Origin of the sequence: Pseudoalteromonas sp. BZB3, assembly GCF_040104455.1 — a bacterium.
In the GTDB taxonomy this organism is placed as follows: domain Bacteria; phylum Pseudomonadota; class Gammaproteobacteria; order Enterobacterales; family Alteromonadaceae; genus Pseudoalteromonas.
Genome location: NZ_JBECOS010000015.1, coordinates 108,848 through 135,213, shown reverse-complemented (window position 1 = coordinate 135,213; position 26,366 = coordinate 108,848). Strand labels below are relative to the sequence as shown.

Genomic DNA, 26,366 nt, shown 5'->3' with positions numbered 1-26,366 from the left:
ATTGATTAATATGGCTGTCTGCCTTGGTGACTGTTTTACTTTTTTATTTGCAAGCAGGCGATGATGAAGCCATTAAGAACAGATTAAAAAAGGCTTAAGGAAAATATAACTAATAATTACAAAGAGATAAGATTGGATTCGTCATATAAAAATTTACCAGAAAAAATTTCTATCAATGAATTTAGAGTTGATTTTGGCACCGGACAGATTTCGACAGATACAAAAATAGAAGTAATAGAGCCAAAAGTAATGGATTTGCTAAGGGTACTCTGTGGTGCACCTAAACAGGTTCATAGTGCCGAATCATTATTTGAAAAAGTTTGGCCCAAATCTATTTACAGCCCCAACTCAGTTAGAAGAAATATAGCTTTGCTGAGACAAGCATTATCTGATGAAGATAAAACGCTAATTAAAACCCACCCCAAAAGAGGATACAGTTTAGAAGCGTCAATAAACTTGCTTGATAGTACGAATGAAAAAGCACAGCAGCAAGGCTCAAGTTTAGATACTGAAAAGTCTGCATTACTCAAGATAAAGTCATCGCACTTAGCTTTGATTTTCTTAATCGTATGTATTGTTTCGGTTTCTAGTGTGGTTTTATTCAATGCTCAAAAGTCAGAAATTAAGCTTTCTAATCTGAGTCCGATAACGTCTAGTAATGAGAAAGAGCGTTATATGCAGGTTAGTCCGGATGGTCGATATATGGCTTATATTCAAAGCGGACTTAGTCAACGCGGACCTAGTCAACGCAGACTATTATTGAAAGACCTTGTCACACAAAAGGAATGGCCTATAAGCCAAAAGGCTAAAGCTTATACATATCTTGCATGGGATGTTCATTTAAATAGTATTGTCTATTCCTCAAAAGAACAAAATAGCATCTCCTTTAGTCGTATTTTACTGGATGCACAACGAAAGCCAGTTTCGGAGCAAATATTATTTCAGCGCCAAGATATCACTTGGAATAGTGTATTTTTTATTGATGATAAACAGAACCTTTATTATCTAGCTAATAAAAACAGTTCTGAGCACAGCCGCAATGCAAGTTTGTATCGCCATAACCTTGCAACAGGTTTGTCTGAAGCACTTCTTGAACCAAATGATGAATTTAAGCCTTATAAAATCGCATTGTCACCAACTCAAAACGACTTGGCATTAATTGGCTTTAATCACTCAGGTATTTCAGAGATTAAAATATTAAACTTTAATTCTAAAAAGATAAGTTTAGTTGGTGAGATTGATCATAATTGGCATTTCTTGACTTGGTTTGAAGATGAGCGCGCTATTTTGCTTAGTAATGGTAGCCAACTTAATAAAATAGACTTAAATGGTAAAATCAGCCCATTGAATTATAAGAGTTTTAATTTTCTTGTTTATCCACAAATCGTGAAAGATATCTTGTATTTTGTAGAAGCAAAAACTGACCAAGACATTTTGCTAGCACAATTAAACAAGTCAGCAAAACCTGTCAAGATCATAGATTCCAATACAGTTGATATGTTTCCTGCAATTTCTAATGACAAAAACACAATTGCTTATGTCTCTCTTAGAAATGGTTTGCCGCAATTGTTTATAAAAGATTTGCAGAGCAAACAGAACCGCTTCATATTTGAAAATGAAGATAAAGAATATGCCCTGAGTGAACCTATTTGGGATAGAACCAATAAACGATTAGTAAGTAGTATTAATAATAAACCCTTTATTGTTCATCTCGAAGAGACTCATCAAAGAATAGAATGGTTAGAAAGTGTTATTGGAGTACCAAAAGCATGGTACCAAGAAACAGATGCCATTTTGTTTGTAGATAAAAGAACGCATAATGATGAACTTATTCGTCTTGATGTATCAACACGCCAGGTAAAGCCATTAAACATGGCGCTTGGAAAACAAAAAGTGTTCTTAAATAACGAGGACAGTTTGATTTTCTTCAATGGTGAAAAGGTTGCGGATGCTCAGTCAGGTTTAAACCTACTTACTGATATTGCAACAATACAAGAAGTGTATCCTCAAAATAATGGCTTTTATTTTACGACAAGTAATAAAGGCAAAACGGATTTGCATTTTTATCAATATGAAAGCAAAGAAGTTATCAAAGTTAAAAGACAGCACGAAAGCTTTGATCTGAACTGTTCAAATCACTGTGACCAAATTCTTTCTATATCCGGTGACATTGTCTTGCTTAAGAAGCAAGAAGGTTTTGCTGATATTCTAAAGTTACAACTCTCTACTGAGTAGGTATTTTTATGTTAAAACCTCATCTGCAGTATGTAAGTTAACTCAAATAATGAAATTAAATCAAAGTAATTTGGTTCTACTTTCATTTTTGCACGATGTCACATGGTTTTCTTTCATTAGCTTTTCAAGAGTACTTGCAGAGTTGTAACCTTGAGTATAAAAGGTCAACTTTCCGTATTTATTAAAAATTAAAGCCATTGGAACTGGGGGTTTACCTCCTAGAGCTTTAACTATTTCAGGGTGACTAACAAACGCCGGAAAATGATTCCTCTTCTTTCTTAAAGCGCGCTTCAAATCTCTGTTATTACCATTGATCCCCAACATTATACTTCTGACTTCGGGGCATTGAGTCTTGAGCAATTTTAAAGCTTTGTGCTGTTTCTCGCACCAATTACAGTTTGGCATAAAGAATGAAGCAATGATGGGTTGGTTTTTAAATTGAGATAATGTTTCTTGCTTACCGTATGCTGCGTCATTAAGACGCAGCATAGACAGTTCATAAAACTCAATTGCGTGAGTTTTATGAACAAAAACCAGTAAAAACAGTACAGAAGCTGTTTTAAAATTCATAGGTTAAACCAGCGTATGCCATTCTTCCGCGAAGTGGGCCATGAATGTAAACAACATCGTAGCCACCTTCGGCGTCAAACATAAGCGGGCTGCCCATATCCTCTGCTTGGTTGTAGTCAAATAAATTACTGGCACCAAAATATAATGTGAATGTTTCAGACATTGCTTTTGATACTTTCATGTCTACAGTGATGTAACTTTCAGCCGTTGTTGGTTTTGCAAACTGCGCTTGTGTGTCGTTAAAACCCTCATAGCCGTACTCAGTGAGGTCTCTACTCGCTACCCAGGTTGCACTTGAGATAATCTCCCAACCTTTTAAGTGTAGGTCAGAACTAATAGTCGCTCTTTTCTCTATGGGCGCAATACCGAATGATGCTTTGAATGTATCGTCATAGTGATATTGCTCTGCAATTGCGTAAATAGTCAGATCATCATTTACCTGATAATTAGCAGAGATATCTATTGCAGTGACAGCCGCTGTTTCTGCTAGCTGAGTAAGAAGCGGCGTACCTTCTTCATTCTCAGAGAGTGTTGCTAGATGATCGACTTTTGTATGTGCTGCAGAGGCAGTAACAGTTAATGTTTCTTCTTCGTAGCTCAATGAATAAGTAGCTGATTTTGAGCGCTCAGGCTGATTCACTTCGACCAAGAAACCTTTACCAGAATCTAAAATTCCGTGATCGCTTTCAAAGAATGAGAGGGGAGCACGGTACCCTTGACCAAATGATAAGCGTGAAGTTAATGTTTCATTATGGAAATAACGCATATCAACACGCGGAGAAATAATGGTTTTGTCAATTTCAACACCTGGCTTGCTAGGGTCAACAAAATCAGCCTTTATTTGATCAAGGCGGATGGCGGCCGAAGCTTCAAAATATTCGTTTGGTAACCAAGTATCTTGAATGTATAAACCTGTTGTATCGTAGTCAAAACTATCAGAGACATAGTTTTCAGTCCCTTCAAGCGCAGCAGAAGCCGAGCGCATTTCTTCTTTGCGCTGATCGATACCAAACGTTAATAAATGCTTGTCGTTTAAGTCATAATTAAAGCGAATTGACGTATAGAACATCGTATCTTCAGCATAATAATCTGTGCTTTCATAAAATGAGTCTTGCGTATGATCGACATAGGCAAGGCTTGAGGTCACATTTAATCGAGAAGATATCTCATGCAGCCAGCTAATGCTTGCTTCTTCACGATCTGTCTTTACCCATTCAGCGGTTTCCCATGCATTACCAACATAGCGATTTCTTACATCATTGCCTTCAAATAGGCTGTCAGCTTCGCCAAGGTTGACACTCGCTAAAGTTGCAGAAACGCTGGTTGCTGTATCTCCTAATACTGGACCACCAAATACTTCCGATTGAGTTTGATTTAAACGAACTCGGATATTATTTGAATAATCTATATCATGAGACAAACTCAAAGTTAGAGATTGATTTGTTAGGGCTGGGTTTTCACTAACGCCATTTTTGTCGCCATCGAATTGGTCTTTATTGTCGTATTGCCCAATCAAAATAGCTTTAGTGCGACCATCTTCACTAATACCCGTTGCCATGCCAGACACGAGTCGATAGCCATTACTGCCAGCGGCAATGTCTAGTTCTACCTTTTCTTCACTCGGATCACTGGTTACTAGATTTACAGTACCACCAATTGCCTCTGGTGCAGTAAGAGAAGCACCAGCACCTCGAGCAATTTCAATGCGACCGATACCCGCAGCTGCAACAGAATCCATACCATAGAATCCAGAGATCATGGTGTGCATAGGTATGCCGTCAACAAGTACGTTGGTATGCTCACCTTTGAGGCCATTAATCATGATACGTTTTGCACCACACATAGCGCATTCATTTGAAACACGAATACCAATGGCATTTTTAATCGCATCAGCTAAGCTCGATGATTGTGTATTTTTAATATAATCTTCTGATAAGAGTTCAGTTTTAGAAATATCATCTTTTAAAGCGCCAGACTCTATCAGGCGAGACCTTACACCTTTAACTTCTATTTTTTCTACTTCTTGTTGTTCAGAAATTGGTGCTGATGCTGTGGACGCTAAAACAGCTAGCGTTGGAAATAGTAATGCCATTAATTATGGATCCTTGACGAGGTTAGATTGAAAAACTTTCATTATGTTATATTGTAACATTAGTGATTTCACCTATAAAAAGTAAAAATATGTAACTAATTTTTCAAATGATATTAGTTATCAATTGTATTTGTTGAGTCTATCGTGCTGATTGCAAAATGCAATGAAGTATATTCATTTGGGGATTACATTTTGTGATATACGTATGAAGCGAAACAAATTATTTGAGATATTAATTTAAGGAATTGAAATGCAGTCAAGAATCACACTCCCAGTGACACTTTTTTTAGCAAGTACATTTAGCATTGAAATCTTAGCTAAAACAGATGATAAGTCAGTATGGCAATATGAAGACGTATTTAATATTGAGTATGCAGCGTCACCTAAAACGAGCCCTGATAGCAGTATGATTATATATGAACGCCGTGCAATGGATATCATGAGCGATGGGATCAGAACTAACTTATGGTCACTCGATATAAAAGATGGGTCTCATAGACCTTTTTTATCAGGTAAGTCTCAATATAGATCTTTAGAATTTTCTCCTGATGGTAAACGTGTTGCATATGTCAGCAACTCTGAAGGAGATAACCAGCTTTATGTAAAGTGGTTAGACACAGGTGATATAGCTAGAGTGTCAGAGGTTCAAAGTGGTATTAGCAATATTAGCTGGTCCCCAAATGGACAGTGGATTGCTTTTTCAATGTTTAAAAAAATGCCCTCCAAAGGTATTTTCAATGAGATGCCAAAGCAGCCAAAAGGTGCAAAATGGGCTGGTACAGCAACTTATATTGATCAGAAACGCTATAGAGGCGATGGTGTAGGCATATTACCAAAGGGTAATAGGCATATATTTGTTGTGCCTTCAGAAGGTGGCACAGTACGACAAATATCAAAGGGTCAATATAATCACGGAGGCATCTTAAGCTGGACACCTGACAGTAAAAATATCCTTTTCTCAGCTGATAGGCATGAAGATTGGCAATCTAGGTCGAGAGAGTCTGATATTTATCGAATCAACATCGACACTGGTGAGACGGTTAATATCACATCTAAACCAGGACCGGAGACACGTCCTTTAGTAAGCCCTGACGGCAAGCGCGTTGCGTTTCTCGGCTTTAATGATAAAAAAATGTCGAGTCAAAATTACGATATATTCATCATGAATATAGATGGTACAAGGCAAAAAAATCTAACAAAATCTTTAGATAGGCCAATTAACTCTCCAAAGTGGGATAGTAAAGGTAAAGGAATCTACTTTAGTTACGATGACCATGGTCAGAAATATATTGGTTATGTGTCAGTTAAAGGAAAAGTGAAGACTAAATTGGCACAATTAGGTGGTCAATCTTTAGGGCGGCCTTACACATCTGGTGAGTTCGCTATAACTAATGATAATCAGCTTGTTTTTACACAAGCTAATACAAATAGGCCCGCTGACCTTGCGTTGCTTTCTAAACGTGGAAAAGTTACAAAACTCACGAATTTAAATGAGGATTTACTGGGTCACAAAAAAACAGCCAACATTAAAGCTTTAACAGTTAAATCGTCTGTTGATGGTCGTGAAATACAAGCTTGGTATGCGTTACCGCCTCATTTCGACAGCAGTAAAAAGTATCCGCTAATACTAGAGATACATGGTGGTCCTCACACTGCATACGGTCCAAACTTTAGTACCGAGGTGCAATTAATGGCAGCTAAAGGGTATGTGGTTGTGTGGTCAAATCCAAGAGGAAGTACTTCATACGGTGAAAACTTCGCAAACTTAATTCACCATAAATATCCATCTGAAGATCATAATGACTTAATGGATGTTGTTGACGGCATGGTTCGAAAAGAGTTTATTGATAAAAATAACTTGTTCGTAACGGGTGGCTCTGGTGGTGGTGTTTTAACAGCATGGATGATAGGAAATACAGACAGATTCAAAGCTGCGGTTGTCGCTAAGCCTGTTATTAATTGGTTGAGTTTTGCATTGACAGCTGACGCATACCCTTACTTTGCAGAATATTGGATGCCAGGTATGCCTTGGGAGCAGGCAGATCATTTATGGAAACATTCACCTCTATCGTTAGTAGGGAATGTGAATACGCCAACCATGTTGTTGACGGGTGAAGTTGATTATAGGACGCCAATGAGTGAAACCGAGCAGTATTATCAAGCGCTTCAGCTTCGGGGAGTTGACTCAGCAATGGTAAGAATACCAAAAGCATCCCATGGTATCGCTGCGAGACCAAGTAACTTAATTCAGAAGGTCGGGAATATTCTTGCGTGGTTTGAGAGGCATAAAACTGATGTTGATTAATTAGTCATTTATTTTAACACATAGAATAAAAAGCCAGCTTAGCTGGCTTTTTTATTAAGGTCGTTGTACTTATTAATACTGAGCTTTTGGTGGAAAGTTCTTTAAAATCTCAGCGATGGTTTTATTAATTGCTTCGGTACGTTGCTCTGGTGTTTGTTTTTTACGTAAACGACCTTCTTTTGCACCTCGCCAAACCAGTTGATTTGATTTAGCATCCACAATATCAACTACGAGAGTGCCGACATCATATTCACGCGTTGTAGTTTGAGTTTGATAACCCCAGCCCCAGTAATTCCAACGCGCAGTATATGTTGTTTGCATTGTGTCTGTTTCAAGCTTTTGATCAACAGATGCATGATAGTTTACTAATACATCCGCGTTTTTAGCGTCAACAAACTTAATTCCTTGCGCAGCTAAATTGTCAACAATGGCTTTGCGAATGCGTTTTTCCATTAAGTCATTAATTTGATAGTCACTACCGTGATTTTTAATATCGGCATGTTCTGACCATGCAAATGTTTTGTAGTTGGCAAACTCAACAGAGGTGTCATAATCCCAATCCGGTGTGCTACCACAAGCCGCAACGAGCGTGAGCAATACTGCAATAAATAAATGCTTTAACATAGCGTTCTCCTAGTTTCTGGCTTCCATCCCAGTTGATAATGTCATTTGCTTTCTGAGACCTAACTGGCCTCAGAATGTTCCACTTCAATCCAATCTTTTTCGTCAACCCAGTTCTGACTGCCATCTTTTACACTACGGATTGGCACTAAGTAGTCACAACTGATTTGCGGTTTAACCGAAGCAAAAATTGGTACAAAGCCGAAACTCAATGCAGTTTCTATAATGGCTTTTTGGTTTTGCGGGTCGATATCAGCCGCTTCATCTATATAGATAGGAATACGATACAAAGTCTGTTCCTGATCTGATAATAGATAACGAATGAACAACATACCACATAACAGCTTGATTGTAATACGTGTTCCGTTAGAACCAGCAGAATCGATTTTATCGAAATGTTCAGTCTCACCGGCTCGGTTAACCACTTCAAAACGAATGTCGAATAAATCGGTAAGCGTTAAACCAGCTTTTTCGCTGGCAAGCTTTATTAAATGATCTTTTGCTTCGTTAACGGCTTTTTCGTCCGTAGGTGATTCACTCAATAGATCAAGATTGTCACCTTTCTCATAACTGTCAGATGTGTTGATAATCGTATCGATAGAGTCAACTAGCATCTTACGAGGGATCACGTTGATCTTAAACGCTTTTAAGTTTGAGATCCTATGCTGACTGATCCCTTTGTTAAAGCTGTTCATTTCACGACGTAAACGATCTAAATCTTCACGAAGGCCTTTAATGGTTGCAGCAACCTCAGTCAGGGCAACACGTGCTTGTTTCTCAACCGCATCACGTTCATTGTCAATATTATGATATGCGCTGATAAGTTTCTGATATTTAGTAAATTCATCAGATTCATTATCAAACTTAGTGATACCCGCATTGTAAATATGCAAATAGGTATTACGCACGTTGACAGCTAGGTTACGCAGCTCATGGCAATCTTTATTGAACTGATGGATCACATCAGCCAAGTTGTCAAAATCGAGATTTATCTCAACAGGGTAAGGCGTTTGTTGCTCGCTCACTATGTCTAGTGTGTGATCAATACGCTCAGATTTAACCTGTTTTAATCGGTCCCCTTGACGTTTAATTAAGTCTTGCTTCGATAAGATAATTGAACGCCTATCTGAGATTGAGCTGGCGTTGCGTTGAATATCTTGAAGGTAGCTGTCTACTTGCTCGCGCTCAGCGTCTAATTGCTCTTTGAGTAATGATTGCGCTTCAACAGATTGCAGCATAGTTTGGTATTGCTCGAAGCGTTTAAGCGTTGCTTCTAGCGCCATTAGCTCGTCATATAAAGTATCACGCTCTTGCTGCTTTTGTACTACGTTTACTGCAACTTCACGCTGTTGTTTGAGCTCGACTAATGATTGCTGTAATGATTCTAACTGCGCTTTTAACTGTGCTTTGTTCTCGCCACTTTGCATTTGCACAGGACTGAGCTTTTTAAGCTTAATGGTTGCACCTGGCAGTTTTAATTCACCGCCTTTTACGCTGTTTGATAAGTTTGCTAAGAACTCACCAAAAGCGTCTTCGTCATGAATGTCAACTTCACCTTGGCTTGTCGTTGCAAAGCTCAGAATATCTGGATTCAAAATACGAGAAATTTCTTCGACTTCTTTTAGAGACAGCTCTTCACGCATACGAGTAAACAAATTGAACTCAAGGTTTTTAAGTTGCAGCTTCAGACTCTTGATCTGCTTGTTGTTCTCGTTAATACGATAATCAAGGGTATGTAAGCTTTGCCCTTGCGCGCTATTAATAGAAAACGACAACTGCTCGTATTCTTTTTTCAATAATTGCAGATTGGTTTTTAAGGTCGCATGATTGGTTAATTCAAACTCAGTTTTAAGAGCCGAGTAGTCAATAAACCACTGCTCAATTTGCGCTTGGCGGCGGGTAATGTCGCCTGACTGTTGTAAGTAAAGTTGTTGTTTTTGTTCGAAGTCGTGTTTTTCTTGCTCTATATCTTCTAGTTGAGCTTCAAGCTCACTCATTTGTGATTCCTGATAATCGGCAAATTCAACCAGTGCCATATCAATTTTAGGGGCGTAGGCGGCAAGTTTACCTTTTATACCGCTCTCGCTATCTAGCATTTGTTCAAGGGCTGCAATGGGCTCTTGCATTGATTCAAGGGCAGCAAGTTCGCGACGAGAGTGGTTTACTTTATCAAAAGCGCGACGCCATACTTCATAAAAATCGACTTTTGAGTTTGACATATGACGTTCAAATACACGCAGCATAAAGCGTTTTACGTCTTGTGCACCTAACTTATGCAAGTTTAAAATTCGTCTGAAAATCTCTTTATAAATAGACGCATCCTGTACGTTATTTAATGGGATCATTTTCAAGTTAATATCACCATCAAATTGCGTTGCGCCACCAATGAGTAGGGCATTTAGCTCTTGTGCTTTTAATTCGACCGCTTTTTTGCCTTTGCTCTCCAAGTGATTAAACAGCTTGGTATATTTAATGATGCTTTTGTCTTGCGTGAAATCATTTAAATCTAGCTTACCTGGATAGCAGAAAAACTGGTGGGCATAACCTGCAATCTTGCCTAAACCTGCAACACCGATGACGACATCACCGTGGGGTAGATTGGCTTCAAGTAAGATATAACTTTGATCGCTTGAGAAGTAGAATTTACGTGTTTCTTCTAAATCGTGACCATCCCATTCAGTTAAACGCAGGTCGTTGATCAACGGAAATTGCAGCGCATTAATCACCGAGCTTTTACCAGTATTGTTCGGCGCACAAATAGAGGCACTCTTATTTAGCGGGATCACACATTTTGCATAGCCCGCCGTATTTAGCAGTGCAAGCTTACTTAATCCATATAACTTACTCATACTTCTTCCTCGAGTTCGTCAAAGTTATTATCATTTACTTCCATTAATGCATCGATATATCTATAAACTGGCGCGAGTAATACAAAGCCTTGCTCAACTTCTTTAGCCAGCCCTAAGCGCACCATGCGTAAATACACGTCTTTACGAAGTTCTGAGCCTGAAAAAATGTCGAGTTGGTCAAACAGGTGTTTGTTCATTTGTACCAGTGTTTGCATCAGTTCTAAGTCGGCGACGTTATCAAAGAGAGCGCGAAGGGGATCTTTACCTTGGTTCGCGTAATGCTCGATAAGAATATAGATAGTTAATGCAATGGCACGCGAAATCTTACCCATGTTAGGTGTGCTCTCATCACTGCCTAAATAGTAAAAACCTCGGGCATCATGAATAAGATCGTGACCTAGCGCAGTAAATAAGGCTTGGTAAGCATCAATGTTTTGGTCTAGTTGCTGCCATAAGGTGGTGTCTTGTTCACTGATGTGATACCCGCTAACCAATTTTTTATTGATGGCTTGTAATTCTGATAAATCAGTTAAATTAATGTTTGTCATTCTTTAGTTCTTGCTTGTTGGCGGCATTAAATGGATACAGTTTGAATGTCTGTCCCGAAATAGAAACGCTTGTGCGTTGTTCGTCTTGTTGTAATTCGAGATCTATATCGTTAATTAACTTTTGATATAAAAACAGCATCTCATCGGCTTCGAGATCTGGATATTGTTCTGATAAGAAACCTAAAATCGCCGTTCGATTTTTGCCTGTTTTTGCGAAAGTCGTTCTTACGTTGTTGTAATCTGGAATATTTGGGCTCTCATAGGCTGGCACATCGTTTTTATCGGGAAGCTCGTATTCGTCATGCTCAAACTCTACTAAACTTGCCATATAGGCAACCATATGGCGTTGTTGCCCTAATGAAAAGCGTTGAATATCAGAGACAAACTCAGGTTGTACGGCACTTAATGTACGTTCAACGCCGTTTTTACGAATAAGACCTAGTACTTTAGATGCTTGTCGCGTAATAAGGTTGTTACGGCGCAGTTCTTCTCGTAGTGGCATTAGCATATCAGCACTCTTACGCAGACTTTCTCGACCAACTAGGTGCATATCAAGAATACGAGTACGAAGTTGTTCTAGCATGCGCTTGTCAATACTGCCACGGCCAAAGAGTTCGATATGTTCTATCTGAACACTAATTTGCATTTCTATGCGATTGAAGCAGCGATGAAAGTCACCACGTATATCGACCATATCTAACATAGGTTCAATATACTCGTCGAATGCCTCTATGACGGCTTTATAACGCTTTTGAAGTGAAACATGGCTAGTATCAGACTTTGCTTGCTCTACAATGTTAAAAATAGCGTTTTCATTGTGATTAAACAGCTTGACGATTTTACGCACTCGCTCGTCCATAATGCGGCTAAATCGACGTAACTCAGTAAAGTCTCCATCTTCACCAGACTGTGCTAGGCGGTTCCCGAGTCGTTCAAGATCTGTGACTAAAACAGTTATTTCAGCAGCAAGGCCTAAGTCTTCTTCTTGCAATAAAAAACTGATGAAATCAGCAATCGCTCTGTTAATTTCTAATTGTGACGATTTTGCCAGTGGTATGATTATTTCCTGATTTAATAATTTATTAGTTTCCTTGAATATTTTGTCACTTTTCCAATGAGGATTTTTGTTTTTTATGATGTTTTGAACGTCTTTGATGCTGAAGTCAGTCATTTTGAAACGTTTAAACAAAAGCTCAATGACAGACCAGTGTTCAGTGAGCGTATTTAAAACTTTCTTCGCTGGGATCATATTTTTCCACTTTGTGTCTTTTTTGTGAAAAAAGACCGTATTTTATACTTATATTGATAGCTTACATGTACCTATAATGCTAGAATCTGCGCCGACTTACGTTACCCACCATTTTTGTTAATTTTTAAACACAGGTTGTTTACGCATTATGGTTACTACTATAATCCTAACACTGATAGCGATAGCTTTTGTGCTCATCGTTATAGAGGATATAATCCATGTAAACAAGGCCAAAACTACACTTTTTTTTGGTACTTTATGTTGGATTATCGCCTTTATCTCTCCAATACATGGTCAAAGCCCAGAAAATGTACAACATGAGCTAAACCACAACATATTAGAAATAGCAACCTTGTGGCTATTTTTAATGGCCACAATGACTTTCGTCGCTTATCTAAACTCTAAAGGCTTTATACAAAATATCGTGCACCGTGTCATGCCATCACAAATCAGCGAACGTAAACTCATGTTCCTGGTTGGCATTGCCGCTTTTGTATTTTCGTCAATTTCAGACAATATTACAGCAACGCTCATTTCATTAGCTGTTGTTATGTCGCTGAAATTAGACCCAAAGAAGCTTATAAAATATGCAACTTTAATCATATTTAGTGTCAACTCAGGAGGAGTATCATTGATCACAGGCGATGTGACAACACTTATGATATTTCTTGCCGATAAAGTAACCATTCCAGACTTATTATTGCTCGTGACTCCAGCGATTGTGAGCGTAGTCGTGTTGGCTACATTGCTGTCTTTTGGCATGAATGAAACAATTGTGTTTGAAAAAGAACAAACACGTCGGATTGAGAAAACGGATGTAACAATAGCGTGTATTTTTGCATTAACGGTCTTTTCAACTTTATTCTTGAGTGTTGAGTATCAAGTGCCACCTTTATTAACCATGTTATTTGGCTTGTCTCTGATGTTCTTAGTTGCTCAGTTCTTAATGAGAAAAAAAGACGTAAACCGCAAAATTATCGACTACATTCGCGAGATAGAATACGACACGCTGCTGTTCTTCGTTGGTATCTTACTTGTGGTAGGTGCACTAAAAGAAGTGGGTTTCTTAGTTAAATTCACTCAGTTGTATGATTACCTTAAACCCGAGTATGCGAATTATATTGTTGGTATTATGTCTGCAGCAGTAGATAACGTGCCTTTAACTGCGGCACTTTTAAAAGCTGATATCACTATGTCTACACAGCAGTGGCTAATGTTTACCTATGCAACGGGTGTTGGTGGTTCAATGCTAATCATCGGCTCTGCTGCAGGCATTATTGCAATGAACAAGGTTAAAGCTCTTACGTTTGTGAGCTACTTACGTATGTTCTTTTATCTACTTATAGCTTATTCAGTAGGTTATGTAGGTGCTTATTACGCAGGCATGATGATTTAGAAGCTTTAAGTACAAATTAGTTAAAACAGTACTTGACACCTAGACGTCTAAAAGTTACTTTTTAAAAACCCGCACAAACTTGCGTTTGCGCGGGTTTTATTTTGCCTAAGTTCAGCTTAGATTACGCAAAATAAACAGAAGAGGCGCGAAACTTAGGTAGCTGGTTTGAGGTGACGTATACCGATGACAGTCAGTGAGGGAAGTGTTCGCCGAGAAGAATTTCAGTACGTCGCTGTTATTTTTCGGTTTACGAGGCTGAATCCTCGGAACTGTCACCGATTTATGGTGGAGAGCTTCTGGCAATGAGCATATCAAATCTATCCGTATATTCTTGCCGAGTTCTCCTTATTGATGTTGAACACACAGTGTTCATAAAGGAGATAAAATGACTTCCCAGTTCACAGTTGCTAAGTTTGGTGGTACAAGTGTCGCCAATTTTGAAGCAATGCATCGCTGTGCACAAATTATTCATGATGATAATCAAGTACGTATTGTAGTAGTAAGTGCCAGTGCAGGTGTTACTAATCACCTAGTGACATTAACTCAGCAAAAAGCTGATTTAGCAGAGCGTAAAACCCTGGTTAAAGCTGTACTTGATATCCAGGACGCCATTTTAGAAAAACTGACACTAGATGCAGACTTAGCAACCGGCTTCTCTCAAACAATTAGCGAGTTTGAACAGCTTGCTGAACTACCTGCGTTAAGTGCACAGCAATGTGATGAAATGCTTAGCTTCGGTGAGCGACTATCCTCTTTTCTATTCACTCAAGTATTACGTAATCTAGGGGTTGCTGCTGATAGGTTTGATGTACGCCAAGTACTTAAAACTGATAACCAGTTTGGGAAAGCGACGCCTGACGTGAGTGCAACTGCAAACGCAGCAGAGCACCATTTATTGCCACAACTTGCAGACAAAGTATTAGTAACACAAGGTTTTATTGGCAGTGATACGTATGGGCAAACAACCACGCTAGGCAGAGGTGGTTCAGATTACAGCGCCGCATTATTGGCGGAAGCGATAGGTGCACAAAGCGTACAGATATGGACAGATGTTGTAGGCATATTCAGCACAGATCCTCGTTTATGTAAAAAAGCGTCACCGATTGCTCGATTGAGCTTTGATGAAGCGGCTGAAATGGCCACATTCGGTGCAAAGGTATTACACCCAGCAACCATTTTGCCTGCGAGTCGAAGCGGTATAGCGGTCTTTGTTGGTTCTAGTCGCGAACCTCAAGCCGGTGGTACTTGGATTGAAAAAGAAACCGAATCAAAAGCTGGGATCAGAGCCGTTACACAACGTAAGAATCAGATTCTTTTAACGTTAAAGAGCCCAGAAATGTTGTTGGCGAGCGGCTTTTTAGCGCGTATTTTTACTATTCTAAGTAAATATAATATCTCGGTAGATTTGGTAACAACTTCTGAGATCAGTGTTGCCATCACACTTGATAATGCATTGAGTTCATCTAGACCTGAACTTGATCAAGCGTGTTTAGAAGAGTTGAGTGAATTCTGTCATGTAACTGTAGAGACAAATCTGACCTTGGTTGCCCTGATTGGTTCTGAGATCCAGCTTCGTCAACACGAAGTGAATTTTATGAATGTACTTAAAAACTTTAACATTCGATTAATTTGCCATGGTGCAAGTAAACACAATTTGTGCTTTTTAGTTGAACAAAGTGAATCAGATAACGTTGTTCAATCGATACATGCGCACCTGCTAGAAGCGTGTTAAGAAGGCGTTTCATTGTTAAATTCTATCAAGCGAGCTGAGCATTAATACTCAGCTCGCTTTTTTAATGCAAATATTTGATAGAAAGTGTCAGTACCATAACTAGAAACTCTATGTTATTAAACTCAGTTGCTTCGCAAAGGGTTTTAACTTGCGTATACTCACCCGTCTATAACAAAAACATAAAGATATCAAAATGGCTCAATTGCGTGATGGCTTTCAAAGTCGCCTAGGCTTTGTTTTGGCAGCTGCTGGTGCTGCTGTAGGGCTTGGAAATATTTGGGGCTTTCCTACCCAAGCTGCAAACCATGGTGGTGGTGCATTTTTATTAGTGTACTTTGTGGTTATATTTCTTTTGGCATTACCAGCTTTGTACACTGAGTTGTACATAGGTCACCAAGCACAATCTAATCCAGTTAAAGCACTTAAACAAGCATGGCAGGACAGCAATCCTAAAGTGGGCGCTACAGCAGGTTATGTTGGCCTATGTGGTGCCATTGTGATGTTAAGTTTTTATTCGATCGTTGCTGGTTGGATGCTGGCCTTTTCACTTGAACCACTTGCAAGGCTATTAGAACTAAATAAACTCGCAGAATTCTTAAAAGGTGACTCAACATTGCGGAATTTCATTTTCACCCCGCTTATGTTATTGCTTACTGCCAGTATCATTTTACAAGGTGTTAAGTCTGGTATAGAGGCATGGTCTAGAAGATTAATGCCCTTATTATTGTTATTACTTATAGGTTTAATTGGTTATATGGCAACGCTTGACGGTGCTATAGAAGGCTTTAAGGCTTATTTAGTACCAGATTTTTCAAAAGTAACAGATCCTGATTTGGTTATTGCTGCTATGGGTCAAGCTTTCTTCTCACTTTCATTAGGGGTTGGCTGCATGATGATCTATGGCTCGTATTTAAAACCAAATGAAAATTTACCTAAATTAACTGCGAGTGTTGCCTTGCTTGATACTGGTGTTGCTTTTCTTGCAGGTTTATTAATCATTCCTGCAATATTTGTTGCGCAGCAAAGTGGCGTTGAGGTTTTTCAAGATGGTAAACTTATCGGGGAAGGGCGCTTGATTTTTGCTGTTTTGCCAGAGCTATTTATGAATATGGGGCAAATAGGCCTATTTGTAGGTCTAACCTTTTTCGTACTTATGTCTATTGCTTCATTAACTTCTACAATATCTTCTACTGAGATACCCGTTTCTTTTTTAGTGGAAAACCATGGTTTGAAACGAAAAAGTGCCACAATTTGGGTAACTCTAGTGATTATGTTGGTTTCAACGACGATTATACTTAATTTTGAATGGCTATTTGGTTTGATTATCAGTGTGTTCACACAATATCAATTACCTTTAATGGGACTGTTCTACTTTTTGACAGTCGGCTGGATGTGGCAAAGAGGCAATAAGCTCTTAGAAGCAAGTAGCGGTTTCCATTATTACTTTGCGCAATATGTTCGTTTTGTATGCCCGGTATTAATGACTGCGGTATTTGTAAATGTAGCTTTGAAATAGGTAATACGATTAAGCAAAGCCAAGCAAGTTTGTATTAATCACAAAGCACTTAAACATAAAAATTTATAATTCAGCCCTGACATTTGTTGGGGCTTTTTTATGTTTATTAATTCATTAAAGTAACCAATTAAGAATGTTAAGCCCAAACTTGAATAACCTAAGCTGTAAATAAAAAATTAAATGACAGCGGCTAATCTTAATTAAAACGGCTTGCACTTACACAAAATAGATCTGTAAATTCTCCTTGTTTTTCTAAAGATTATAGTCTGATGGTGTAGATTTCTTTTTAAGCAATGTTACTGGGTTTATTTCAAATAGACTGAGGTTGAAACTGATCCAAGTTTAGAGGAGTTTAAACTGCTGTTAGCAGAACCAAAAGTGATAGGCTTCTTTGTGGAACTGAAGTTAAAGCTGCGAGTTGCAGTTTATCAACCTTTGAGGATAATTAGGGCCTTTTTACGTAATCAACAAACTCTTAATGCTCGATAGATAGGGTTTTGAAAGGAATTTTAAGGTAAATTTGGCGCAAAAAAATAGCCAGTAAAAACTAGCTATTTTCCAATGAATATTTAGTTGCAGTAGTTGTCTACAAACGTTAAGTCATTAATGTGTTCAGGTGCATCCATCACATAGGTTGCAACCGCTGTCTGAGGATTTACACTGTAAATTTTTGCGTTTTCTCCTGACACACGACCTGATACGTATAGAGCACCGCTGTCAGAAATTGCCAAACCAGATGCCCAATTAATTCCGTGATGGCCGATTAATGTCAGCGCCATAGTACTGTCATCAATCGTGTAAAGAGACTTGCCAGTTAACACATAAAGCGTGTTGTTATCTGCAGAATAGGCAACATCACCGTGTGAGAATGTGTCACCAGAATAGCGCATTTTACCTAAAACCGTTTTCTCGCCAGTTTGTAGATCGTAGTCGTACATATATGTTTTGCTGGTTGCACGTAAAGACTGACCGTCAGCGGTAACTGCAGAGCGATAAATAGGCCATGAAGTAGCATCTGCTTCAGCGGTTTGAGTACCTGTTTCTAAATCTAAAGACCAAAGCTTAGATGCTTTAGTTTTTGAATCTAATTGTTCCATGAAATATAGCTTGCCGTTGTGGCTAGCAATGTTAGATGCTGTGTTTTGTGCGCCAGCAACAACACTGTACGTTTTAGATTCAAGATCGAATTTGTATACGTATCCTGTTTCTAGGTCGCCATAATTATTAATACCGAAAATACCTGTGTGGCATGCTTGCTTTTTAGTCACACTTACATTGTCGATGAATGCGCCAAGGCTATCGTTCTTGCCTGTACCAACAAAACGCAACTCAGATGAATCAGAGTCAGCAGTTACAGTGACGTTAAATGACTGCCAACCGCGAGTTGTAGAATTAAGGCTTAGTACAGTTTGACCATTCCATTTAACTTCAGCTTTGTTTGTTGAACTATTACCTTGTATACGAGGAGAGTAATAAAAAGAAACTTCGTAGCTTTGACCAGCTTCAGTGGTAATATTTTGATATACACTGTGGTTAGCAGTTGAGTCTAACTCAATGTACTGATTGCCGTCTTGCGCATTAATGATGCCCAGTCTTGAAGTTTGAATTTCAAAACGTGCGCCTTCACGCTCCCATCCGTTAACTGAATTCAACAATGTCCATTTAGAATTGATCACATTTTCTTCAAACGAGCCGTTTGTAACTAAATTGTCAGCCATTGCAAATTGCGTTGCAAAAAGCGTCGACATTGCTAATAAAGATAACTTCATATAGTTGTTCTCCAAGTTTAAAAACTGCTTACAACAAACTTTGAAAGCGAAATTAATCCTATTGTCGTATTTTACGTAGGTTTCGTCAACAATTAATAAACAATTAAGTCAATAATTCGTTTTTTGCAGTAATTTAATATTCCAAATGCTTATACAAGCAAAGCAAATGCCAGTTAGTAGTTTTTTGATTTTAATTTATAAGGGAAGAGGTTTTTGAAAGTCGTTTTGGCACAAAGAGTCTACTTTGTGCCAAAACGATTAAATCTACATTGATTCCAACGCGCGTTCTAATGCATCAATTCTAGAATTACAAAATGCATTTTCACCAAGTTTTTCGTTAATTTGAAAACGATGTAGTTGATCAGATGTTTCTGAGTTTGGCGAGAAGATAAAGACTTTACAGTCTGCATCTAATGCATCAGTAATCGCATTTTCAAGCGCTAGACTCACAGTTACATCAAGCATTGGCACATCACTTAAGTCTAAAACCATGGCTTTGTATTTACTTATATCGCGATGTTGACGTGCAATGGCTTTAGAGACACTGAATATCATGGGACCCGATAAGTAAAAATAGAGCAGTTGACCGTTCGCTTGTTCAAATAATGCTTGTTCTGATTTATTCATAGGAACATCGTCATCAGAGTCACTAATGGCTTTAACTTGCTCTGATTGTACACGGCTAAGTCGCTCTATCACCATGATATTTGAGATAAAGACACCTAAGCCTACAGCGGCAATGAGATCTACAAATACAGTGAGTAACATTACACCATACATAATTGCCATTTGAGATATGCTTAATTTATGCGCTCTTTGAATAAAGCTCCAATCAAGAATGTTGATACCAACATATACGGCAATACCCGCTAAAACAGCCAATGGAATTGGTTCTGTTAAGCCTCCGGCTACAAATACAACTGCCATTAAAATAAGCGCTCGGAAAATACCAGCCAATGGTGAACGTGCACCGACTTGAATATTTACCACTGTGCCCATGGTCGCACCTGCACCAGGTAATGCACCGAATAAGCCGGAGATAATATTTGCAACACCTTGTCCTCTCAACTCTTTATCAGAATCGTGCTCAGTTCGAGTTAAGCTGTCGCCTATAACGGCAGTTAATAGGGTGTCAATACAACCCAGAGTCCCGAGCACTAAGGCGTCGATTACCATTGATTGAAATTGATCGGCAGTAAAAGTCGGGATAACGATAGAAGGTAGGCCATTTGGTATCTCACCAATCCTACGAATGCTATCAGTATCAAAAATGACTACTGAAACTAAGGTCACTGCAACGAGTGCGACTAATTGAGCTGGCACATATTGGCGATATTTCTTAGGGAAATAAAACAATATTGCTAATGTGGCCGCACCTAATAACAACTCTGAAAACTGAATATTTAATAGAAGTTCAGGGAGCTGACCTAAAGTACCTGTTACACCACCTGCGGGAGCTTGGTGGCCTAATAAAGGTGCAAGCTGTAATATGATGAGGATAACACCAATACCTGACATAAACCCCGAGATAACAGAGTAGGGCATTAGTGTTACGTATTTACCGAGCTTTAAGGTACCTAGTAACACTTGAAAAGCACCGGCCATCATCACTACTGTGAAGCCCATAGCCAGGCCCGATTCAGGATATTTAGCCATCATTGCGGTCAAAACTGCGGTCATAATAACCGTCATTGGACCAGTTGGCTCAGAAATCAGGGAAGTAGAACCACCAAATAAGGCAGCGAAAAGACCGACTAAAATTGCACCCCACATACCTGCTTCAGCACCGGCTCCTGAAGCAACACCAAACGCGAGGGCAAGCGGGAGAGATATTATGGCAGTGGTCACACCACCAAATAAATCGCCCTTTAAATTCATATGCTTATATCGAGATAGAGATAACATAGAACTTCCATACCGCGAGATTTCACGCATTTTACACCAAATTTTCTTTTTAACTATCGGATTTACAAACTTTTTTACAAGTTAGTATTTATATATGTCATGTGACTTTGTGGTAGTATGCAGACATGTAGAAAATGAAAGTTTAATTTATTATATATGTTTCAACCAGTTAGCCTTTTTGTTGGGCTTCGGTATGCCAAAGCGAGCAAAGGAAATGCGTTTATTTCATTCATTTCTTTTTTTTCTATTGCAGGTATCGCATTAGGACTTATGTCCTTGATCACAGTGAGCTCTGTGATGAATGGCTTTGAGCAAACACTAAAAAATGCCATGCTGGATATGATCCCCCATGTGCAACTAAAGCCTGAAGATGAAATAAAAGCCTCTAATAATCTAAAGGCGCAATTAGCCGAGTTAAGTACGGTTAAGCGAGTGCAATCTTATCTGACCTCAGATGTCATTCTACAAACCAATGAAGAACTTTTAGGCGTTAGATTACAGGGCGTTTTTGAGGGCGGGACCTCGCAGTTAGAGAGTCATATTGAGTCTGGCAGTATCAAGCAATTTCAATCGGGTAAGTATCAATTAGCCATTAGCCGTTACTTGGCAAATAGTTTAAAAGTACAGGTTGGTAATCAAATTAGAGTGATAATGCCTGAGGTCACAACTTATTCGCCTATGGGAAGGTTGCCTACACAGAGACTATTTACTGTGGCCCTTATTTACAATTCCAGAAGTGAAGCTGATACACAACTTGCCTTCGCAAATGGTCAAAGTCTAGCTAGATTAATGAGGAAAAAGTCGCAATCTCAATTAGATATTAGTATTTCACTACATGATGCTTTTTCTCTTGAAGACTTTTATAAAGAGCTTTCTAGTCTAGATACCTCTAATTACACAAATATTGACTGGCAAGTACAGCAGGGGGCTTTGTTCGCAGCCGTTGCAATGGAAAAAAGAGTGATGTCTTTGTTGCTAGGACTCATTGTCTTAGTCGCGATTTTCAATATTATTTCGGGTCTTTCAATGATGGTCAAAGAAAAACAGGGTGAAGTAGCCATATTGCAAACCTTAGGTTTTACACCCGCTATGATATCGAAAGTGTTTATGGTTCAAGGACTTTATAATGGTGTTATCGGTACTTTATTGGGGTTATTTGCTGGTTTATTACTGGCAAATTATATCAATGAAGTGATGTCAATGGTCGGCTTGTCTTTATTAGGTGGGATGACCTTACCCGTTAAGTTTGAAGTCACAGGTCTAATTATCATGGCCACTTTGAGTGTTTTATTAAGTTTTATAGCTACCCTTTATCCAGCCAAACAAGCTGCGAAAGTAATGCCTGCTGAGGTTTTAAGATATGAGTAATTTAGTAATTGATTGTCAAAACTTAGGCAAAGTTTACCAAGATGGGAAGAACAAAGTCGAAGTTTTGAAAGGTGTAAACTTACAGCTAGAGCAAGGACAAATGCTTGCAATAGTTGGCAGCTCTGGATCGGGTAAGAGTACCTTATTACATATTCTTGGCACCCTAGATCATGCAACAACTGGGCATGCAAAAATTAAAAGCACAAATGTTGCGGAGCTATCAAGAAATCAGCAAGCTGAATTTAGAAATAAACACATGGGGTTTATCTACCAATTTCACCATCTATTGATGGAATTTACTGCACTTGAAAATGTTGCTATGCCGCTACTCATTCAAGGTGTCAAAGTAAATTGTGCGCATTCTGAAGCGTTAAGTATGCTAGAAAAAGTGGGCTTGGGGCATAGGGCTGAACATAAACCATCTGAGTTATCAGGTGGTGAGCGTCAACGCGTGGCTATCGCTCGCGCACTCGTTACAAAACCTGCATTAGTTTTAGCTGATGAGCCAACTGGTAATCTAGATAAACAAAATGCCATTAAAATTTATGATTTGTTAAATGAGCTTAACCAACAACTTCAGACTAGTTTTGTCATTGTTACACACGACTTGGAGCTTGCAGAAAAACTTGGCCGAAGTGTGCAGTTAAATGACGGTGTGTTGACTGAGGTTAGTCATGCTTAGCCTGTTTTTATCAAAGCGCTTTAGTCAATCTAGGCAGAAGGGTTTCGCTTCAATCCTAAACAAAGCGTCTACTATAGGCGTTCTACTTGGGGTGAGTGTGTTAATCGTGGCCTTGTCGGTCATTAATGGCTTTGAAGAGCAACTTGAAAAGCGGCTTTTATCTGTTGTTTCTCATGTTACCTATGACGCGCCATATGAACCAATCAATGATTGGCAATCAAAAGTTAATATACTAGAGCAGCAACAGGGCGTTCTTGCAGCTGTACCAGAAATAAACGTGACTGGTATGGTTCAATTTAAAGGTAAGTTAAAAGCTGCTCAAATAAAAGGAATTGATGTTCATTCACATGAAGATGTTTCAAGCGTCGGTAAGTTTATAAAAGATGTCAGTATAAAGAACTTGGCACAAAATGAAGTGATTTTAGGTGCTCAAATTGCTGCAAGCCTAAACCTTTCGATTGGTGATAGTTTTACTTTATTAATCGCTAATAAAAATGCGAAGTCAATGTTGTCAGCACCTAAACGCCTAAAAGTGACTTTGGCCGGTTTGGTTAAAATGGGTGGCCCGATAGATCAGTCAATGGCGCTGATTAGCTTAGAATCTTTACAAGCATTACTCAGTCTAAAACCAGACCAAGTCACAAGCTTGAGAGTCAAAGTGACGGATGTATTTGAAGCTCATAATATTGCTATGTCTGCAGGCAGAAATTTACCCGATCTCGTGTATGTAAATAGCTGGTTTAGAACGCAAGGCAGTTTGTATCAAGATATTCAAATGGTTCGTACTATTGTATTTCTAGTGGTTATTTTGATTATTGCTGTAGCGAGTTTTAATATCGTTTCGTCTATGGTGATGGAAGTTAAAGATAAGCAGTCGGATATCGCAATACTCAAAACAATGGGCGCCAAAGACAGTACTATTTTTTCTACTTTTGCTTTTAAAGGTGTTGGTAATGCGTTACTAGGTTCACTAGTTGGCAGTGCGCTAGGTGTTTTAATATCTCTCTATTTGCCTGAATTATTTGTCTGGTTTTATGGTGAGGGAACACAAAATCCACTTTCAGGCGTCTATTTTGTTGAGTTTCTTCCATCAAAATTGATCTGGACCGACATTGCTATTACTTTAGGCGTAACGTTAATACTCGCACTTTTAGCCAGTATTTATCCTGCTTGGCAAGCAACAAAAACTGATCCAGCAAAGGTGTTAGGCAACGGTTAAGAATCAAAGTTTGGCTGCTAGAATTATTATAATTTGATGATAGACAAGCTCCGCAATGAATGCTTTTTGTGCAACTAAATCAATAAATAAAATTTTGTGCCCGCATATGTTGACAAGATGTTGTTAGGAAGTAGAGTGACTGCAAGAAAAATTATGAGAAAACGACATGTCTGAAGAAAAGAAAATACCGGTTGAACTGACTGAAGCGCAAGTTAATCAATGGCAAAAAGAATGTTTAGGTAATGCACAAAAGTTTTTAGCAGACAAAGGTGTGCTTCCTGTTAGCATTTTAGAGAAGGAATGTAGGATTCTTCCACCACTGTGCGCCGTTTGGAAAATAAAGGGCAATGATGGCAACACCTATTGGGTTATCACAGGTCGTTTACCTACCGATGCAGTACAAGTTAGTGCAGCAGAAAATGCAAGAGATGTGTTACGTCACTTTTCATTTCAGTGGCAACTGAAGGCTGATGGGATTATGGCAAGTAAACCTATCGACAAGACTCAATTAGACTTCGCAAACTTGCTTGTTAACAGAGCACATGGCTTATACGAGTTATTTGAGAACGAACAGCTTTGGGCTAATGTAGCATCGTAAAAGGTTCTGCATTGAAGTCATTTACAGGGCAGCATAACTGCTGCCTTGGTATTCCTGCCTCCATGAATACCCCTCCTTTTTTTGAAAAACCATACTCAACAAAAGCAGGCACCTCATCAAGTATCGAATTAATGAAAATATTATTCAAGCCTTTTTCTTTCGCAATAACAACTAAGTAATTTAGAATAGAGTAAAAGGCGTCTTTGTTCCTATGCTGGCTAATAATAGCAACGCGACTTATCAAGCCATTAGGGCAAAGCCTACCAGTTCCAACGGGTGTTTCACTGTCATCGTAAATGATTGCGTGTTCAGATTTTTTATCGAGTGAATCAAACTCAACTTTCTTAGGTAAGTTTAGTTCATAAACAAACACTTTTTCTCTTAGCTCAGTTAATAGCGTTTGATGCTCAAACCAATTAACTTTAGTTACATGGTAAACCATGTGTCCTCCAGTAAGATTCAAATCAAATGTGCAAGCCTAGGCACTCAAAGTAATTAATTGTCAGGCTTGCTTGCACATACAGGATCTTTATTCTTCTTGTTGGATAAAATAGTAACCTTCATTGATAAGCTTAGTTAACATTTCAGCAAACTCCAAACATGTGACTGAAGGAATAATTTCGCTAGCTTCAAAATAGGTTAAGTCTGTGAGTAATTTGGCCGCATCTAACATGTTGATTGGTAGTGAGAAAGTTTCACTGTTTATACTTAGAAGTATCGAGTCTTCAAACAATTGGTAAAAGGTTCTAACACCACCCGCTCTGTTAATTACATGTGATGATAAGTAGTTAGCTAACTCATCTGATGAGATTGGTTCACCTAATGGTAATAAATCCATATCATGTTTAGGCTGGCTTAAATAATTACCAAGCCAACGCTTTATTACTTCTTTGTCTTGAATCGCATAAAGCATGAGAGATTGTATTTTTTCAACTTCACCAGTATTGAGTTCGCCAGATGACTCTCTTAGTGTAAGTGTTTTGTCTGAATAGCGCGTTTTACCAAGCTCATTATCAATCAAATAATCGGCAAAATTACTTAAGAAATCTTTCGTGTCAGGCGCTCTAAAACCAACAGAGTAGTTTAATGCATTCTCAACAGCATAGCCTTCATGTGGGCAACCTGGTGGGATATAAAGAATGTCACCAGGTTCAAGGACCTCGTCAATGATTGCATTGAATTGTTCAACTTGCAGGAGACTCTTATTTTGTGCAACCTCTTTAAGGTTTGGGTCAGGCATACCCACTCGCCAATGTCTTTTACCTTCACCTTGAATAATGAACACATCATACTGATCTAGGTGAGGTCCAACACCGCCGCCAGGCGTTGAATAGCTGATCATCAAGTCATCAATTCGCCAGTTAGGAATAAATCGAAATGGCTCCAACAATTCAGCAGCAACAGGGTGCCAGTGGTCTACTGCTTGAACAAGTAGGGTACTATTAGTTTCTGTTAATAATGAAAAGTCTTCGAATGGGCCATGGTAAGATTCCCATTTATCGTCATGGTTTGTGATAAGACGAGACTCAATGTCATCTTCCATGGCAAGACCCGCTAATTCTTCTGGCTCAATCGGATCTTCGAAATCAGTAAAACCACCTTTGATTAATAACGGCTTTTTTTGCCAATATTCTTTTAGAAACTCGGCGTGAGTTAATGCGTTAATTTTTAAATCAAACATATTTTTTCCATAAAAAAAGCGAAAGGAAACC

The 26,366-nt window shown here is 38.7% G+C and carries 19 protein-coding genes and 1 riboswitch; of the genes, 9 read left to right on the top strand and 10 right to left on the bottom strand.

Annotated elements, in window-relative coordinates; all coding sequences use genetic code 11:
- Window positions 1-132 precede the first annotated feature (132 nt).
- Window positions 133-2,235 carry a winged helix-turn-helix domain-containing protein gene (locus ABMY35_RS17395; protein ID WP_349287362.1) on the top strand — a complete coding sequence of 701 codons (2,103 nt, stop codon included), beginning with the start codon at window positions 133-135 and terminating at the stop codon, window positions 2,233-2,235.
- Window positions 2,236-2,295: 60 nt separating this feature from the next.
- Here ABMY35_RS17395 and ABMY35_RS17390 read toward each other — a convergent pair whose 3' ends face one another.
- Both ABMY35_RS17390 and ABMY35_RS17385 read right to left on the bottom strand, forming a co-directional pair.
- The gene (locus ABMY35_RS17390; protein WP_349287361.1) at window positions 2,296-2,805 is read right to left on the bottom strand and encodes a thioredoxin family protein; all 510 of its coding nucleotides are present in this window, start codon (window positions 2,803-2,805) and stop codon (window positions 2,296-2,298) included.
- A complete protein-coding gene (locus ABMY35_RS17385) occupies window positions 2,795-4,897 on the bottom strand; it encodes a TonB-dependent receptor (protein ID WP_349287360.1) in 2,103 nt (700 codons plus the stop codon). The genes ABMY35_RS17390 and ABMY35_RS17385 overlap by 11 nt, the downstream gene beginning before the upstream one ends.
- A gap of 250 nt (window positions 4,898-5,147) precedes the next feature.
- On the opposite strand from ABMY35_RS17385, the gene ABMY35_RS17380 reads away from it, so the two are divergent.
- Entirely contained in the window at window positions 5,148-7,202 is a 2,055-nt protein-coding gene (locus tag ABMY35_RS17380) for a S9 family peptidase (protein ID WP_349287359.1), read from the top strand.
- 72 nt (window positions 7,203-7,274) lie between these two features.
- Here ABMY35_RS17380 and ABMY35_RS17375 read toward each other — a convergent pair whose 3' ends face one another.
- Genes ABMY35_RS17375 through ABMY35_RS17360 form a run of 4 tightly spaced genes read right to left on the bottom strand, consistent with a single transcriptional unit; the run spans window position 7,275 to window position 12,469 of the window.
- Window positions 7,275-7,826, bottom strand: coding sequence for a DUF4136 domain-containing protein (locus ABMY35_RS17375; RefSeq protein ID WP_349287358.1), 552 nt, complete (start codon window positions 7,824-7,826; stop codon window positions 7,275-7,277).
- 59 nt (window positions 7,827-7,885) lie between these two features.
- Complete coding sequence (locus ABMY35_RS17370) at window positions 7,886-10,672, bottom strand: ATPase (RefSeq protein WP_349287357.1); 2,787 nt, start codon at window positions 10,670-10,672, stop codon at window positions 7,886-7,888.
- Window positions 10,669-11,220 carry a hypothetical protein gene (locus ABMY35_RS17365; protein WP_349287356.1) on the bottom strand — a complete coding sequence of 184 codons (552 nt, stop codon included), beginning with the start codon at window positions 11,218-11,220 and terminating at the stop codon, window positions 10,669-10,671. The genes ABMY35_RS17370 and ABMY35_RS17365 overlap by 4 nt, the downstream gene beginning before the upstream one ends.
- Window positions 11,207-12,469 carry a hypothetical protein gene (locus tag ABMY35_RS17360; protein ID WP_349287355.1) on the bottom strand — a complete coding sequence of 421 codons (1,263 nt, stop codon included), beginning with the start codon at window positions 12,467-12,469 and terminating at the stop codon, window positions 11,207-11,209. Before ABMY35_RS17360 ends, ABMY35_RS17365 begins: the two co-directional genes overlap by 14 nt.
- Window positions 12,470-12,617: 148 nt before the next feature.
- On the opposite strand from ABMY35_RS17360, the gene nhaD reads away from it, so the two are divergent.
- From nhaD to ABMY35_RS17345, 3 genes are all read left to right on the top strand, one after another.
- Window positions 12,618-13,865, top strand: a complete 1,248-nt coding sequence (nhaD, locus tag ABMY35_RS17355; RefSeq protein WP_349287354.1) for a sodium:proton antiporter NhaD — start codon at window positions 12,618-12,620, stop codon at window positions 13,863-13,865.
- A 130-nt stretch (window positions 13,866-13,995) separates the two neighbouring features.
- Window positions 13,996-14,169, top strand: a riboswitch (Lysine riboswitch).
- An 81-nt stretch (window positions 14,170-14,250) separates the two neighbouring features.
- Window positions 14,251-15,597, top strand: a complete 1,347-nt coding sequence (lysC, locus tag ABMY35_RS17350; RefSeq protein WP_349287353.1) for a lysine-sensitive aspartokinase 3 — start codon at window positions 14,251-14,253, stop codon at window positions 15,595-15,597.
- A gap of 193 nt (window positions 15,598-15,790) precedes the next feature.
- Window positions 15,791-17,113, top strand: a complete 1,323-nt coding sequence (locus tag ABMY35_RS17345; RefSeq protein ID WP_349287352.1) for a sodium-dependent transporter — start codon at window positions 15,791-15,793, stop codon at window positions 17,111-17,113.
- A 569-nt stretch (window positions 17,114-17,682) separates the two neighbouring features.
- Here the strand turns inward: ABMY35_RS17345 and ABMY35_RS17340 are convergent.
- Both ABMY35_RS17340 and ABMY35_RS17335 read right to left on the bottom strand, forming a co-directional pair.
- Window positions 17,683-18,882, bottom strand: coding sequence for a DUF642 domain-containing protein (locus ABMY35_RS17340; RefSeq protein ID WP_349287351.1), 1,200 nt, complete (start codon window positions 18,880-18,882; stop codon window positions 17,683-17,685).
- A gap of 264 nt (window positions 18,883-19,146) precedes the next feature.
- On the bottom strand, window positions 19,147-20,787 hold the full coding sequence (locus ABMY35_RS17335) for a SulP family inorganic anion transporter (protein WP_349287350.1): 1,641 nt from the start codon (window positions 20,785-20,787) through the stop codon (window positions 19,147-19,149).
- 156 nt (window positions 20,788-20,943) lie between these two features.
- On the opposite strand from ABMY35_RS17335, the gene ABMY35_RS17330 reads away from it, so the two are divergent.
- From ABMY35_RS17330 to ABMY35_RS17315, 4 genes are all read left to right on the top strand, one after another.
- Window positions 20,944-22,155 (top strand): lipoprotein-releasing ABC transporter permease subunit, encoded by a 1,212-nt coding sequence (locus tag ABMY35_RS17330; RefSeq protein ID WP_349287349.1) that lies wholly within the window; start codon window positions 20,944-20,946, stop codon window positions 22,153-22,155.
- Entirely contained in the window at window positions 22,148-22,837 is a 690-nt protein-coding gene (gene lolD, locus ABMY35_RS17325; protein WP_349287348.1) for a lipoprotein-releasing ABC transporter ATP-binding protein LolD, read from the top strand. Before ABMY35_RS17330 ends, lolD begins: the two co-directional genes overlap by 8 nt.
- Window positions 22,830-24,056 (top strand): lipoprotein-releasing ABC transporter permease subunit, encoded by a 1,227-nt coding sequence (locus ABMY35_RS17320; RefSeq protein ID WP_349287347.1) that lies wholly within the window; start codon window positions 22,830-22,832, stop codon window positions 24,054-24,056. Before lolD ends, ABMY35_RS17320 begins: the two co-directional genes overlap by 8 nt.
- A 166-nt stretch (window positions 24,057-24,222) precedes the next feature.
- Window positions 24,223-24,654, top strand: a complete 432-nt coding sequence (locus tag ABMY35_RS17315; RefSeq protein ID WP_349287346.1) for a DUF4826 family protein — start codon at window positions 24,223-24,225, stop codon at window positions 24,652-24,654.
- On the opposite strand, the gene ABMY35_RS17310 is transcribed toward ABMY35_RS17315, so the two are convergent.
- Together ABMY35_RS17310 and ABMY35_RS17305 are read right to left on the bottom strand one after the other, a co-directional pair.
- On the bottom strand, window positions 24,638-25,096 hold the full coding sequence (locus tag ABMY35_RS17310) for a GNAT family N-acetyltransferase (RefSeq protein WP_349287345.1): 459 nt from the start codon (window positions 25,094-25,096) through the stop codon (window positions 24,638-24,640). The genes ABMY35_RS17315 and ABMY35_RS17310 overlap by 17 nt on opposite strands.
- An 87-nt stretch (window positions 25,097-25,183) precedes the next feature.
- Window positions 25,184-26,335: a cupin domain-containing protein gene (locus ABMY35_RS17305; protein ID WP_349287344.1), complete on the bottom strand. Its 1,152-nt coding sequence runs from the start codon at window positions 26,333-26,335 to the stop codon at window positions 25,184-25,186.
- Window positions 26,336-26,366: the final 31 nt, after the last annotated feature.

Coding starts and splice junctions, on each gene's coding strand:
- ABMY35_RS17320 (WP_349287347.1), top strand. CDS start 22,830: ATGCTTAGCCTGTTTTTATCAAAGCGCTTTAGTCAATCTAGGCAGAAG.
- ABMY35_RS17340 (WP_349287351.1), bottom strand. CDS start 18,882: ATGAAGTTATCTTTATTAGCAATGTCGACGCTTTTTGCAACGCAATTT.
- ABMY35_RS17360 (WP_349287355.1), bottom strand. CDS start 12,469: ATGATCCCAGCGAAGAAAGTTTTAAATACGCTCACTGAACACTGGTCT.
- nhaD (WP_349287354.1), top strand. CDS start 12,618: ATGGTTACTACTATAATCCTAACACTGATAGCGATAGCTTTTGTGCTC.
- ABMY35_RS17335 (WP_349287350.1), bottom strand. CDS start 20,787: ATGTTATCTCTATCTCGATATAAGCATATGAATTTAAAGGGCGATTTA.
- ABMY35_RS17385 (WP_349287360.1), bottom strand. CDS start 4,897: ATGGCATTACTATTTCCAACGCTAGCTGTTTTAGCGTCCACAGCATCA.
- ABMY35_RS17380 (WP_349287359.1), top strand. CDS start 5,148: ATGCAGTCAAGAATCACACTCCCAGTGACACTTTTTTTAGCAAGTACA.
- ABMY35_RS17330 (WP_349287349.1), top strand. CDS start 20,944: ATGTTTCAACCAGTTAGCCTTTTTGTTGGGCTTCGGTATGCCAAAGCG.
- lolD (WP_349287348.1), top strand. CDS start 22,148: ATGAGTAATTTAGTAATTGATTGTCAAAACTTAGGCAAAGTTTACCAA.
- lysC (WP_349287353.1), top strand. CDS start 14,251: ATGACTTCCCAGTTCACAGTTGCTAAGTTTGGTGGTACAAGTGTCGCC.
- ABMY35_RS17315 (WP_349287346.1), top strand. CDS start 24,223: ATGTCTGAAGAAAAGAAAATACCGGTTGAACTGACTGAAGCGCAAGTT.
- ABMY35_RS17375 (WP_349287358.1), bottom strand. CDS start 7,826: ATGTTAAAGCATTTATTTATTGCAGTATTGCTCACGCTCGTTGCGGCT.
- ABMY35_RS17390 (WP_349287361.1), bottom strand. CDS start 2,805: ATGAATTTTAAAACAGCTTCTGTACTGTTTTTACTGGTTTTTGTTCAT.
- ABMY35_RS17370 (WP_349287357.1), bottom strand. CDS start 10,672: ATGAGTAAGTTATATGGATTAAGTAAGCTTGCACTGCTAAATACGGCG.
- ABMY35_RS17310 (WP_349287345.1), bottom strand. CDS start 25,096: ATGGTTTACCATGTAACTAAAGTTAATTGGTTTGAGCATCAAACGCTA.
- ABMY35_RS17365 (WP_349287356.1), bottom strand. CDS start 11,220: ATGACAAACATTAATTTAACTGATTTATCAGAATTACAAGCCATCAAT.
- ABMY35_RS17305 (WP_349287344.1), bottom strand. CDS start 26,335: ATGTTTGATTTAAAAATTAACGCATTAACTCACGCCGAGTTTCTAAAA.
- ABMY35_RS17345 (WP_349287352.1), top strand. CDS start 15,791: ATGGCTCAATTGCGTGATGGCTTTCAAAGTCGCCTAGGCTTTGTTTTG.